Genomic DNA, 11,914 nt, shown 5'->3' on the forward strand with positions numbered 1-11,914 from the left:
GGAGCTCAGAAAGCACCCATCCCGAGCGCGGCGAGGGCCACGGTCAGGACTCCGAGGGCGAGCGGAGCATAGGCCCAGGGGGTGCGAGAGCGTTCAGCGGGGGCACGGCGCTGGAGCACCAGGGTGGACAGCCCGGTGCCGATCGAGAGCACCGCAGTGCCGATCACCAGCACCGGTGAGAGGATCACCAGCACGGTCGCGCCGACCTGGAAAAGCACGGTGCCGAGCACGTCCAGCAGCCGCATGACCACCGTGGAGCGGGCTCCGACCCGCTGCGCCAGCAGGGTGGAGATCGCAGCCTTCGACCAGTCACCGGGGCGGGCGATCCGCTGCCGGGTGGTGATGGTCTGCGCGGTGGCGAGGACCAGCCAGACCAGCGCGCAGCCGGCACCGATCCAGATGCCCAGCTCAGTCCGGATGTCCCCCGGCCACAGCAGTATGGCCAGCAGCACCGTGGCGACGCGCAGCAGCTCGTCGACGACGCTGCGCACGGCGAGCAGGCCGGGGTTGATCGCCAGCTGCTTGCGGGTGCGCGCCACGAACAGGCTGGTGGCGACCAGCGAGATCAGCTGGAGAGCGCCGAGGGCGAATCCGAGCAGGAGCGGAGCGGGGCTCACGGGTGCGAACGGCAGGATCGCGACGAGCAGCAGGATGCCGAGTGCGGGGATCAGCAGCGCCTGGATCGACAGACCCTTGACCAGATCCCGGACCAGATCTGCACCCGTGGGAGGGTGGTCGTGGCCGGTGTGGTCATGGGGGTCGTCACAGTGCGCTGCGGGCGCTGCGGGCGAGTCGGTCATGAAGCTCCTTCTGGGTCCCCACCAGGGTAGCGGGATGGACGCAGGTGAGGTCGTCCAGCGGGGGTGTGGAACCATGGGGGCGTGGCGACGGATGCGATGAACACCAGCGAGGCGGGCCTGTCCGCCGCTCAGCGGCAGCGTGCGATCGGCGCTGTCGTGGCGGCCGCGACGGGCGACGCGCTGGGCGCCCCGTACGAATTCCAGCCGCCCGTGCTCGACTCCGAGGAGATCGGCATGATCGGCGGCGGCGTGCTGGGCTGGCAGCCGGGGGAGTGGACCGACGACACCGCGATGGCGATCGTGGTGCTCGAGGCGTCCGTGGCGGCGTCGGACCGGCATGACCTGCGCATCGACACGGCGCAGGACCACATCGCGCGCGAGTGGTACTCGTGGTCGCTCGGCACCCCTGACATCGGCACCCTCACTTCCCAGGTCGTGCGCGCCGCTGCTGATCTTGCCCGGGTGGACGGCCACTACGCCCCGCGGGCCAAGGATTTCCGCGCGGCCGCTGCCTCGACGTTCGAGGAGCTGCCGGCCTCCGCCGGGAACGGCTCGCTGATGCGCGCGCATGCCTCGGTGCTCCCGTACCTGCTCTCGCCTGTCGAGGATGCGGTCGAGGCGATCGAGGCAGTGTGCTGCTTGACACACGTGCATCAGGACACGATCGAGGCCTGCGTCCTGTGGGGGCTGGCCGTACGGCACGCGGTCCTCACCGGCGAGGTCGATGTGCGCGTGGGCCTGTCCGAGCTGCCTGAGGAGAGCCGCCAGCAGTGGGTCGAGCGGATCGAAGAGGCCGAGGAGTCGACGCCCGCGATGTTCCGCCGCAACGGATGGGTGGTCGGTGCCTTCCAGGCCGCCTGGGCGGCGATCTCGGGAGTCTCGCCGATTCCTGAAGGGAAGTTCGATCAGCGCGATGCCCTGGTCGCAGCCCTCGAAGCGGCCGCACGCTCCGGTTATGACACCGATACGGTCGCCTGCATCACCGGCTCTCTGATCGGCGGCGCGCTCGGCTACAAGGCGGTGCCGCCGGAGTGGCGACGCACGCTGTTCGGCTGGCCCGGGTACGAGATGGATGAGCTCAAGGGCCTGGTCGAACGGGTGATCGCCCCGATGGTCCCCGACCACGCGGAGGACGTGTGATGCCGGTGTCCGCGACTTCACGACCGGCGGCTTCTCAACAGGCCCCCTGGGCTCTGCGGATCCTCACCTGGAACCTGTGGGAGCTGCGAGGGGACCTGTCCGCTCTGATCGAAGCCGTCCAGGATCTGCAGCCCGACGTGCTGCTGATCCAGGAGGCTCCGCGCTTCGTGCTGCCGACGGCGCGACTGCGCTGGTTCGCACGGCAGATCGATCGCCGGATCCTGGTCGGCGGCGCAGGCGGCCGCGGGCTGGCGATCCTCGCGACCGACGAGGTGGCGGCGCAGGTGATCCGGCGCGGTGCGCACCCGGTCGCGCAGACGGTGTCGGACCTGAACTCCACCTACCCGCGCGGGGTCGCTGCGGTGCGGCTCTCCGTGCCGGGCGGAGGAGCGGTGGTGCTCTCCTCGACGCACCTCGCGCTCCAGGAGGACAACCGGATGCGACATGCCGAGTATCTCGCGGCACTGGTGCGGGGAGCGGGAGCCCCCGTCATCGTGGGAGGGGATCTCAACGAGACGGCCAGCGGCAGTGCACGGCGCTTCCTCGCGCCGCTGCTGACTGATCCGGCTGACCAGGCCGAGCACACTTTCCCTGCAGCCTCCCCGGCGAGGCGGATCGACGCGATCCTGACCACCGCTGGGGTGACCGTGCAGGAAGCGCGTGCAGTGCGAGCCACCGAGCGGGTGAGCGAAGAGCGGCTGTCGGGAGCCTCCGATCACCTGCCGACGCTGCTGAGCATCTCGCTCTGACGCCGGGAGGCTGACGCTGAGCGTCAGCGGCCCACCGCAGCCCCTCCCGCGGCCCAGCGCAGCCCCGTCAGCGGCCCAGCCGTAGCCCCGTCCGCAGCTCGACGACATCCTCCTGGCCCCCCACGTGGCGGATGGCGATGCCCCCGGGGACCTCACCCACGACGGTGAGCTGGGTCCGGTAGGCATCAACCGCACGGCGCACAGACTCAGCGGATGCCGGATGCTCGCGCCAGAAGAAACCGTCGGCCCCGGTCCTGGCCCCGTCCCCGCCTCCGGACCCGGCAGACACAGACGCTGCCTGTCGGTCGCTCGGTTCCGCCGGGGCCCCGCTGGCGACCTCCACCATGGGCGTGCCGGTGCGGGCGCAGGCGCCAGCGGTGACGTGGTGGGCGCGCACGTGGTCCGGGTGCCCGTAGGTGCCGGCGTCGTCATAGCCGATGACCGCATCGGGCTGCAGCTGGGTGATGAGTGCCGCGAGGTCCTCGACGGCGTGTTCGAGGGGGCGATGGGAGAAGCTGTCGGCACCTGCGGTCTCGGAGGGGCCGGCCAGGCCCTCGCGCACCCACTGCATGCCTGAGTCGCGGTAACGCCGCGGCTTCGCCCCTGAGGCGAGAGCGGGGGCGGTGCCGAGCCAATGCCGCTCGAGGATCCCCAACGCGCGGGTCGCCGCCTCGATCTCGTGCTCTCGGATCTCCTCGATCGGGCGGGGGTCGTCGGCGGCCACTGATCCCGTGACGATCTCGCCCTCCTCCCCGCGTGTGGCCGTCACCAGCACCACCTGAGTGCCGGCGGCGACCAGGGAAGCGAGCAGCGCGCCAGTGGAGAGGGACTCGTCATCGGGATGGGCGTGGACCGCGAGGACCAGCCGAGCCGAGTCCAGCAGCTCCCAGGGGTCGACGGCGAGGGCAGCGGCGGGGAAGGCAGCGGGAGCATTCATGACGTCTCCTCGGCGGCACGATCTTCGAGCAGCCGGGAGTACTGCGACTCGAGGATCCGGGCTGTGGCCTCCCAGGTGCGGGTGGCGGCGAACTCGCGGGCGGAGCTGACGGCATCGCGGTAGCCGTCGGCGTCCCGCAGCAGGGACTGCAGCGTCTCAGCCCAGACATCGGGGTCACGGCTGTCCAGCACCAGCCCTGCGGGGTCGACGGCCTCCTGCACTCCGCCGGCGAAGCGCCAGGCGAGCACCGGGGTACCGCTGGCCTGCGCTTCGAGGGCGACGAGTCCGAAGGTCTCCGACCAGCTGGTCAGCAGCAGAGCTCCCGCGCAGCGCATCGTCTCGGCGAGCTGGTCACGATCCAGCGATCCCACGAAGTCGATCTGGTCCTCGATGCCGAGGTCCCGAGCCTGAGCTCGCAGCTGCTCGGCATAGCCCGCGAAGTCCTGCGAGACGCCCCCCGCGAGCACCAGGCGGGCTCCGAGCTCACGAGGCAGATGCGCGAGGATCTCGAGGGCGAGATCCGGACCCTTGAGCGGCTGCAGACGTGCGGTGAACAGCAGCGTGGGGCGCTCCCGCCGCTCGGTGAGATCCGAGCAGGGACGGAACCGATCGATATCCACCCCGGGGCGCACGACGGTCAGCCTCGATCCCGGCACGCCGTAGCGCTCGCCGATCGTGCGCGCCTCGGCCTCCGAGACGGCGACCACCAGATCAGAGCCGGTGGCGACGAACTGCTCTCCCGGGATCCTCCCGGAGGACTCAGCAGGCTCACCGGCCTCCAGCGTGCTGGATCCCTCGGGAGCGGCCACGGAGTGGAAGGACTGCAGGTGGGGGATGCCCAGCTCACGAGTAAGGGGCAGCGCGGCGACCCCGCTGAACCAGTGGTGGGAATGGATGAGGTCCCAGTCCACTGCGCGTGGTCCCTCACTCGCGTCGCTGCTCCCGTTCCCGTTTCCGTTCCTGTTCCCGTTCTCGTCCGGGTTCCCGCTACCGCTCCCGTCCCTTTCCTGGCCAGGTGCACAGTCGGTGAGGGCTTCGCGCAGGGCCGCACGGAAGGGGGTGATCGTCTGCTCCATCTCGCTCTTGGCGAGAGGGGAGGCAGGGCCCGCGTCGAGGTGGAACAGACGAACCCCGTCGGCGATCTCCACCACGGCTGGGGCGGCGGGGTCGGTGCGGCGCGTGAACAGATCGACGTGATGGCCCAGACGGGCGAGTGCCAGTGACTGCTCGAGCACCACAACGTTCATGCCGCCGGCGTCCGCTCCTCCGGGAGCCTCGAGCGGCGAGGTGTGGAGGGAGACCGCAGCGATGCGCAAAGAGGTGGCCGACATGCCCGCCATCCTAGGCGCGCCGGACGGTGCTTTCTTGTTCGAGCTTGTTCTAGTGCACAGCGGCGGGGCGGGGGAGCAGTGGACACGAGGGCCTTGTGTTCGCCCTAGACGAAACTTGGGGCGGCTTGCGTCACGGGAAGTTGAAACGGGCAACAACAAGGTGGGAGTCTGAAACGCATGGAGACGGCGGAGAAGGTTGACTGGGCTGCGTTGAACGCCCACGCGGCGGGCCGTCCTGCCCGCCGATTGGTGTCGAAGGCGATCGCTGCAGCGGGGGGTTCCCGGAGGCCGGGGACCGTGCTCGACCTCGGTGCCGGCGCGGGAGCGGATTCTCTTCAATTCGCACGCCAGGGCTGGACCGTGCACGCCTACGACAGCGACGACACTCTCGCCGCCCGGCTCGTGGAGAACGAGCGGATGACCGGCTCGGTGCAGTTCCACCACAGCGATATCGCGACCGTCCCTGCCTTCCCTTCTGCTCAGATCGTCTACTCGACGTACACGCTCGGCCTGCTGGGTCCGGCCGCGCTGCCGGGAGTCTGGCGGAAGCTGGTCGATGCGCTGCCTCGCGGAGGCGTGATGGCGGTCGACTTCTTCGGCACCAACGATTCGTGGGCGGAGCGCCCGGACGTGGCGACCCTGCCGCTCGAGCAGATCGACGCGATGTTCCGCGGCTTCCAGGTCATGGACCGTTCGATCCGCGACGAGGACGGACGATTCCTGGCCGACAAGAAGCACTGGCACGTCATCACGACCCTCGCTCGCAAGCTGCACTGAGCCAGTTCTTCTGGGGTAGCTTTTCTGGGCCGGTTGCACCGGGCCAGCCGAGGGTCACCGCGCGGGAGAGGATCTCGCGCTGAGCATCCCGACCCCATCGAGCACCCGGTCACGCAGATCCGCGTGCTCGTTCGTCATCGCGAGATCCATCATCAGCTCCGACGCCACGCGCCACCCTTGCCCAGGGAGGGCCCGGCGCAGCTTGTAGAGATGCAGTGCGCGCCGTACCAGCACCGGCGACGTCGCACGAGCTGCGGTGCGACCATGCAGCGCCTGGCGCAATGACGTTCCCAAGGCGTCAGCATCATGGAGCGCTGTATTCGCCCCGTGCCCGAGGTTCGGCGCCATGGCATGCGCGGCATCGCCCAGCAGCACGACGTTCTCCCGCACCGGACTGAGCGCCGGTGCGGTGTGGATCCCGTGGACGAGTGTGCAGTGCGCAGTGGCGGCTCTGAGAACCGCATCGATCTCCTCGCGATGACCGCCCACCACGTCGTGCAGGTGCGCGAGGTCCTCGGCACGCGAGTCAGTGCGATGCTCCGGCACGCAGGCGAACCAGTTGGTGCGATTGCCGGGCAGCGGGGTGATGCCGAACAGCCATCCGCGACCCCAGGTCTCGGAGATCTCCGGCGGGGAGAGCTCTGTGATGCCGCGCAGGACGGTTATTCCGTGCGATCGAGCCTCCGGGGTGCAGGGCCATCCAGAGCGGCGTACCAGGGAATGGACGCCATCTGCGCCGACCAGGAGGTCCGCTCCCGCGCGCAACGGACGGACGTCCTCGATACGCCGACGTACGAGGTGCACGGTGGGTGGGAGCGCCTCGAACAGGATCCGCACCAGATCGGAGCGCGAGATGAGCACGGCGTCACCAGCGGGCATCGTCAGCAGGATGCGCCCGTCGGCCGCTCGCAGCGTGCCGGATTCGGGGGCTGCGGCCACGGCTGACACCTCCTCCCACACCCCGAGACGTTCAAGCGCCCGTCGCGCCGCGCTGAACAGGACCAGCGCTGTGCCGACAGCGGGGATCGTGAAGCTCTCGTCGACCAGCTCTACGCGGTGACCGTCTGCAGCGAGCCGGATCGCGGAGGCCAGCCCGGAGACTCCCGCACCGAGGATGCGGACCGTGAGCACTGGCGGCATGGAAACGACTCCGGAGTCGAGGGAGGGCAGGTGACATCCAGCCCCATCGTAGAGAGCTGGCAGCTCTAGGCGGGGGCGGGATCCGCCGGTGGTAGTTCATCCGGTGGTGGCTCGGCCGATGGAAGATGCTGATCCGGTGGTGCATCAGGTGCATCAGGTGCATCAGGTGCATCAGGTGCATCTGGTGCATCTGGTGCATCTGGTGCATCGGGTTCATCTGGAGCGTCCGGTCCGTCTGCTCCGGGAAGATCCGGGCGTTCCTCTGGGAGAGCCCGCGGGGTGAGCATCGCGGGCGTATACGAAATGCCCTGGGCTCCATGCGGACTCGACCAGAACCAGGCGATCGGTGGCCTGTCCGCCTGCGAGGTCTCCGGCTGTGAAGGCTCAGGCTGTGAGGCTTCAGTCGGTGACGTCTCATATTGTGACGTCTCCGTCTGCGAGACCGGTTCAGTCGGGATCGCACCCGTCGCATTCCACCGGACGATCACCCACAGTCCATGCTCCTTGAGCAGGTTGCAGCGCACGCACAGCCCCTGCCCGTTCGCGTAGCTGGTGGGACCGCCGCGGTGATGGGGGATGACGTGGTCGCTCTGGCGGATCTTCGCATTGCACCAGGGCGTGCGGCAGGTGGTGTCCCGCCATCGAATCATCCGCGCCAGGCCGGCGGGGAACGCCCGCGATCGAGATTCCATCGCGATCAGCTCGCCGGTGCGGGGGCTGGTGTAGAGGCGTCGATAGAACGCGCTGACCTCTTCATCAGGATGCTCCGGCTCGGTATGGCGCAGGTGACCCGGTGGCCTGCCCTGCAAGGTGTCGGAGACGATGTGGGCGGGGATGACTCCATATCCCTCAAGCCGTGCGCTCTCGGCATCGTCATCGCGGCCCAGCAGAGCCGTATCGGAGACGACGATGCCTACTTCGATGTGGGGAGTGGGACGAGGACGGCGCGGCGCGGAGCTCGCTTCCATTCCATCCGATGCTTGCTCCGCAGGATGCGGATGCAGCACGGCGTCGACCAGCAGATCGGCTTCGAGCGCGGGCACTGAAGCCTTCTCCCCGGCAGCGCGCAGTGACTCGGCCTGCGTGCTCAGGGCCTGCATCATCCCGACGGCGTCAATCGCGCGCAGCACGGCGGAAACGCGCGCCATCCCGTCGACCAGCGGAGTCATCGTCACGTGCCGCTCTCGCGCAGCGCGCTCGGCCCGTTGACGCGAGGTCTCCGGCTCGAGCTTCTGGATCATCTCGTCGATGTCCTCGCGCAGCCTCTTGTGGCCCTTTCCGGACAGGACCTGAGGGGCCTCGGCAAGGATCTCGTCGAGACGTGCACAGGTGGCCGGCGAAGCGGTGGAGAGCGCGCCCGCCACCGTGGAGGCCTGCTGCGCCGTGACGGACCCTTCCCAGAGGCCGTTGATCGTGCGCGGCATGTGCTGGATCAGCCGCCGTGCGGAGGCGAGGGAGAAGGAGGACGCGGCCGGGGTGACTCGACGGGCCAGGGCGATCTCGTGGCTGGCGCCCTTGCCCTGCGAGGCGGTTGCCACCCCGCGCTCCGCATCGCTGCGCCGGATCCTCTGCTCGGCTGCAACCTGCCAGGCGGCGTCCATCGCAGCCAGCGAGGCGCACAGATGATCGATTCCGGCAAGGACGGCGAGAGCCTCGCCAGGGGAGTCCGGTGCCGTGTCAGGAAGAGCGTCGCGAACCGAACTGGTGCGGGAGAACGCTACGAACGTCGCAGTGAGGATCTGCGCAAGCACGGCGCGGGCCTCGCTGCTCGCCTCGATCCGGGTGAGATGTGCGGCCACAGCGGACAGGGCATCCGTCGACGACGTGGCGTCAGCCCGGCGAGACTCATCCTCACCGGGGTCCTCCCCGTTGCCGTGCTGCGTCGTTGCATCCATGCCTTGATCGTACGGAGGTTCGAATGCGTCGACCACCCCCAGCTGGAATATGTGGACAACGCTGTCGAGGGGAAAGAAATGTGCATAACAATGTGGATATGTGGGCTCGGTGGAGGAAGGGTCGCGTGTCCATGTGGGTCCTGTTCGCCGCTGGGCCCCGCGGGTGATCGTACGGGTGTCACGTCTGGTCTCCCCGCGCCGTGACCTGGCGCAGCCCCGTCCAAGGCTGTTCTTACGGCAAGGCCAGGCGTTGCGAGTGCGGGAGGCACGTCATGGGAAATCCCCGAGGGCCTGCGGTCGCCTAATTCCGGAAGGGCCTACGCAGAATCAGGCAATTCGTTTCAGTCAAGAATGCCGGAGGAATTGTGGATAAGTCGCACTGGGGAGGATCCGTGGGTCTTGTCTGGCGGGCTCGATCTCGACCCGTCACCTCCGCCAACGGAGCCCAGCTGAGGGCTCCCCGGCTGAGGCTCTCGGTGAAGGTCGCCACGGTGCAAGCTGTGTCTGCTGACGCCACCGCAGCCACCGCAGCCACCTTCCCCCGCAGCTCCGTCAGTCAGCTAACGGTCACTTGCCGCCCAGCAGCGTCAGCACTGCGGTGACCCGCCGGTGCACACTCGAGTCCTCGCTGAGTCCGAGCTTCGCGAACAGGCGCTGGGTGTGCTTCTCCACCGCACCCCCGCTGATGAAGAGCCGCTCGGAGATCCCCGCGTTGGTCAGGCCCTCGCCCATCAGCTCGAGCACCTCGCGCTCGCGCGGGGTGAGCTCGTCCAGCGGCGTGCGCCGGCGGGAGGAGATCACCTGTCCCACCACGTCCGGGTCGATCGCGACGCCTCCCGCGGCGACTCGCTCGATCGACTCGAGGAAGGAGCGGATGTCGAAGATCCGGTCCTTCAGCAGGTAGCCCGTGGCGCTGGCCCCGGACTCGATCAGCTCGGTCGCATAGCCGACCACCACGTACTGGCTGAGCAGCACGATCGGTGCTCCCGGCCACTGTGCTCTGATCTGCTGCGCGGCACGCAGGCCTTCATCGGTGTGGCTGGGTGGCATCCGGATGTCCGAGATCACGAGGTCCGGCCGGAGTTCGAGGGCGCGCACCACCAGCTCCGTGCCGGTCGCGGCGGTGCCCACCACCGTGTGGTCGGCCTCCTCGAGCACCAGGCGCAGTCCTTCACGGATCAGCGCGGAGTCGTCGGCGATCAGGATGCGCATGGGATCACGGCCTCGATTCGGGTTCCGTGTGCGGGTGGCGAGGTCACCGTCAGGCGTCCCTCCAGGGAGGCGACACGGCCTGCGAGCCCTGCCAGGCCGCCGCCGGTGCGCATCTCGGCGCCTCCGCGCCCGTCGTCTTCGATCCTCACCCAGGCATCATCCCCGATTCGTGCCACTTCCACCACGATGCCGGCGGCACCGGAGTGCTTGGCAGCGTTGGTCAGTGCTTCGGAGACCACGTAGTAGATGCCGATCTCGACGTGCTCGGGAAGTGTCAGCTCGGGGCTCTCGATCGTCGTGGGGATCGGGGAGATCGCTGCCAGCTCGGTGAGTGCCGCGGCGAGTCCGCGATCGACCAGGACCGGCGGGGCGATCCCGCGGGAGAGGCGACGGAGATCGTCCAAGGTCAGCCCCAGCTGCTCACGCGTCTCGCGCAGCACGGCCTGGGCCTTTGCCGGGTCCTTCGCCGCGAGGGCTTCGACGCGGGCGAGGTCCATCGAGGCACGTACGAGGCGCTGCTGGGGGCCGTCGTGCAGGTCCCGTTCGAGTCGGCGCAGGGCGGTGGACTCGGCGGTGCGGCCGGCTGCGCGCGACTGCTCGGTGCGCAGCAGCTGCTGCTGCTCGTGGTAGCGCGAGCTCAGCATGCCGCGGGCCACGCCTCGGTGCAGTGCGGCCAGGCCGCGCACCACGGGGCCGAGGGTCAGCAGGAACAGCAGGCCGATGAGGAACTGCAGGGCCATGTCTACCGGGAGTGCGTATGGCTCCGGCACCCCGAACAGCTCGCCGAGGCCGCTGTTGTCGGCGGGCGGCAGCACCTGCTCGAGGATGAGGGTCGCGACGGGCCCGCCCACCGTGGCGATGGCTCCGACGGTCCAGGCCATCGCGAGGGGGAAGGTGATCAGCACCAGGAGGAAGTTCACCAGCACCCACAGCGAGTCCAGCCAGTTCTGAGGGTCTGTCAGAGGAGTGATGAGGCGGCGCATCCAGCCGGCGCCTGCGGGGGCGGCCCGGGGCGCGGGCGTCGGCAGCTCTGTGTCCAGGATCGAGGACTGCAGGGCGCGCTCGGCCGCCGCGAATCCGCGGGCGAGCAGCACGCCACCGATCAGTATCGGCAGGCCCACCCAGACGATCACGGTCGAGACGCCTGCGATGAGCAGCGCGAGGACGAGCGAGAAGCCGATCGCCCCGAGCAGCAGGGCGATCAGCGAGTAGGCGAGGAAGCGACCGATCGGGGCGGCCCAGCGGCCGACGGACCAGCGCTGCAGCGGTGTGGCGGCCTGCGGGGGAGGTGCGTCGAGCGTCTCGGGCAAGGTCATGGTGGTCATGTCTCCACTCTGGCGGCGATGGACCGCGCGCCCGATCCTGGCACCAGGTCAGCGATTGTCGGGCTGGCCCGACATCGGTTCAGGTCCGGTGCTGGTCCAGATCGGGGACCGGCCCGGCTCGGGGCGGCTCACCGCTGCTCGCAGATCTCCTTGAGCATGACGAGGTCCTCGGCGACCGCCGCGGCGTCCTCCGCGAAGTCGCTCTCGGACATCGTGCCGCGGCGCAGGGTGAAGACGACCTCGCAGCGGGTCTCGTCCAGCGCCAGCACGCGCAGCGGGTTCAGCACGGACTCACCGCTGGGGAGGGTGACGGTGTGGTCCATGACCCCGTACTCGTTCTCGGGGACGAAGCTGACCAGTACGCGCCCCATCGGTGAGCTCATCGACCACTGGGTGACGTCGCGCTTCACCTCGCCGCCGGCGAGCCCTGCTGCCCAGCGGGGCAGGTTCCGCGGATCGCTCGCGAACTCGTAGACCTCGCGCCAGGGGCGTTCGATGACGATGTCGAGGTGACGGGAGGCGCCCGCGGAGGCCGTCGTGCCGTCGGTCTGCTGTGCATCGATCTGATGTGCGCTGTCGCTCATGGGCGCGACGCTAGCAGGAGCGGC

Annotated in this window: 11 protein-coding genes; 3 read left to right on the plus strand and 8 right to left on the minus strand. The window is 69.3% G+C overall.

All coding sequences use genetic code 11. The annotated features are described in order from the left end of the window. Window positions 1-5 precede the first annotated feature (5 nt). Window positions 6-800, minus strand: a complete 795-nt coding sequence (locus ACT3UF_RS14200; RefSeq protein ID WP_442331716.1) for a hypothetical protein — start codon at window positions 798-800, stop codon at window positions 6-8. An 81-nt stretch (window positions 801-881) separates the two neighbouring features. On the opposite strand from ACT3UF_RS14200, the gene ACT3UF_RS14205 reads away from it, so the two are divergent. Beyond that, on the plus strand, window positions 882-1,940 hold the full coding sequence (locus ACT3UF_RS14205) for an ADP-ribosylglycohydrolase family protein (protein ID WP_441444124.1): 1,059 nt from the start codon (window positions 882-884) through the stop codon (window positions 1,938-1,940). A gap of 5 nt (window positions 1,941-1,945) precedes the next feature. Further along, entirely contained in the window at window positions 1,946-2,689 is a 744-nt protein-coding gene (locus ACT3UF_RS14210; protein ID WP_444608395.1) for an endonuclease/exonuclease/phosphatase family protein, read from the plus strand. Between the two features lie 67 nt (window positions 2,690-2,756). On the opposite strand, the gene ACT3UF_RS14215 is transcribed toward ACT3UF_RS14210, so the two are convergent. Together ACT3UF_RS14215 and ACT3UF_RS14220 are read right to left on the minus strand one after the other, a co-directional pair. After that, window positions 2,757-3,626 carry a PIG-L family deacetylase gene (locus ACT3UF_RS14215; protein ID WP_441444122.1) on the minus strand — a complete coding sequence of 290 codons (870 nt, stop codon included), beginning with the start codon at window positions 3,624-3,626 and terminating at the stop codon, window positions 2,757-2,759. Next, window positions 3,623-4,957: a glycosyltransferase gene (locus ACT3UF_RS14220; RefSeq protein ID WP_441444121.1), complete on the minus strand. Its 1,335-nt coding sequence runs from the start codon at window positions 4,955-4,957 to the stop codon at window positions 3,623-3,625. Before ACT3UF_RS14220 ends, ACT3UF_RS14215 begins: the two co-directional genes overlap by 4 nt. 177 nt (window positions 4,958-5,134) lie before the next feature. Between ACT3UF_RS14220 and ACT3UF_RS14225 the strand changes: the two genes are divergently transcribed. Continuing rightward, the gene (locus ACT3UF_RS14225) at window positions 5,135-5,734 is read left to right on the plus strand and encodes a class I SAM-dependent methyltransferase (RefSeq protein ID WP_441444120.1); all 600 of its coding nucleotides are present in this window, start codon (window positions 5,135-5,137) and stop codon (window positions 5,732-5,734) included. 54 nt (window positions 5,735-5,788) lie between these two features. Here the strand turns inward: ACT3UF_RS14225 and ACT3UF_RS14230 are convergent, their stop codons facing one another. The 5 genes from ACT3UF_RS14230 to ACT3UF_RS14250 form a co-directional block, all read right to left on the minus strand. After that, a complete protein-coding gene (locus ACT3UF_RS14230; RefSeq protein WP_442331717.1) occupies window positions 5,789-6,874 on the minus strand; it encodes an FAD-dependent monooxygenase in 1,086 nt (361 codons plus the stop codon). 65 nt (window positions 6,875-6,939) lie between these two features. Further along, window positions 6,940-8,769 carry a DUF222 domain-containing protein gene (locus tag ACT3UF_RS14235; protein ID WP_444592351.1) on the minus strand — a complete coding sequence of 610 codons (1,830 nt, stop codon included), beginning with the start codon at window positions 8,767-8,769 and terminating at the stop codon, window positions 6,940-6,942. Window positions 8,770-9,336: 567 nt separating this feature from the next. Then, a complete protein-coding gene (locus tag ACT3UF_RS14240) occupies window positions 9,337-9,981 on the minus strand; it encodes a response regulator transcription factor (protein WP_441446074.1) in 645 nt (214 codons plus the stop codon). Beyond that, the gene (locus tag ACT3UF_RS14245) at window positions 9,969-11,306 is read right to left on the minus strand and encodes a sensor histidine kinase (protein ID WP_442331719.1); all 1,338 of its coding nucleotides are present in this window, start codon (window positions 11,304-11,306) and stop codon (window positions 9,969-9,971) included. The genes ACT3UF_RS14240 and ACT3UF_RS14245 overlap by 13 nt, the downstream gene beginning before the upstream one ends. Window positions 11,307-11,434: 128 nt before the next feature. Next, the gene (locus ACT3UF_RS14250; protein ID WP_441446072.1) at window positions 11,435-11,890 is read right to left on the minus strand and encodes an SRPBCC family protein; all 456 of its coding nucleotides are present in this window, start codon (window positions 11,888-11,890) and stop codon (window positions 11,435-11,437) included. Window positions 11,891-11,914 lie beyond the last annotated feature (24 nt).

The organism is Brachybacterium sp. AOP24-D1-21 (genome assembly GCF_052378665.1).
Classification (GTDB): domain Bacteria; phylum Actinomycetota; class Actinomycetes; order Actinomycetales; family Dermabacteraceae; genus Brachybacterium.

Coding starts and splice junctions, on each gene's coding strand:
- ACT3UF_RS14240 (WP_441446074.1), bottom strand. CDS start 9,981: ATGCGCATCCTGATCGCCGACGACTCCGCGCTGATCCGTGAAGGACTG.
- ACT3UF_RS14220 (WP_441444121.1), bottom strand. CDS start 4,957: ATGTCGGCCACCTCTTTGCGCATCGCTGCGGTCTCCCTCCACACCTCG.
- ACT3UF_RS14230 (WP_442331717.1), bottom strand. CDS start 6,874: ATGCCGCCAGTGCTCACGGTCCGCATCCTCGGTGCGGGAGTCTCCGGG.
- ACT3UF_RS14225 (WP_441444120.1), top strand. CDS start 5,135: ATGGAGACGGCGGAGAAGGTTGACTGGGCTGCGTTGAACGCCCACGCG.
- ACT3UF_RS14200 (WP_442331716.1), bottom strand. CDS start 800: ATGACCGACTCGCCCGCAGCGCCCGCAGCGCACTGTGACGACCCCCAT.
- ACT3UF_RS14250 (WP_441446072.1), bottom strand. CDS start 11,890: ATGAGCGACAGCGCACATCAGATCGATGCACAGCAGACCGACGGCACG.
- ACT3UF_RS14245 (WP_442331719.1), bottom strand. CDS start 11,306: ATGACCACCATGACCTTGCCCGAGACGCTCGACGCACCTCCCCCGCAG.
- ACT3UF_RS14215 (WP_441444122.1), bottom strand. CDS start 3,626: ATGAATGCTCCCGCTGCCTTCCCCGCCGCTGCCCTCGCCGTCGACCCC.
- ACT3UF_RS14235 (WP_444592351.1), bottom strand. CDS start 8,769: ATGGATGCAACGACGCAGCACGGCAACGGGGAGGACCCCGGTGAGGAT.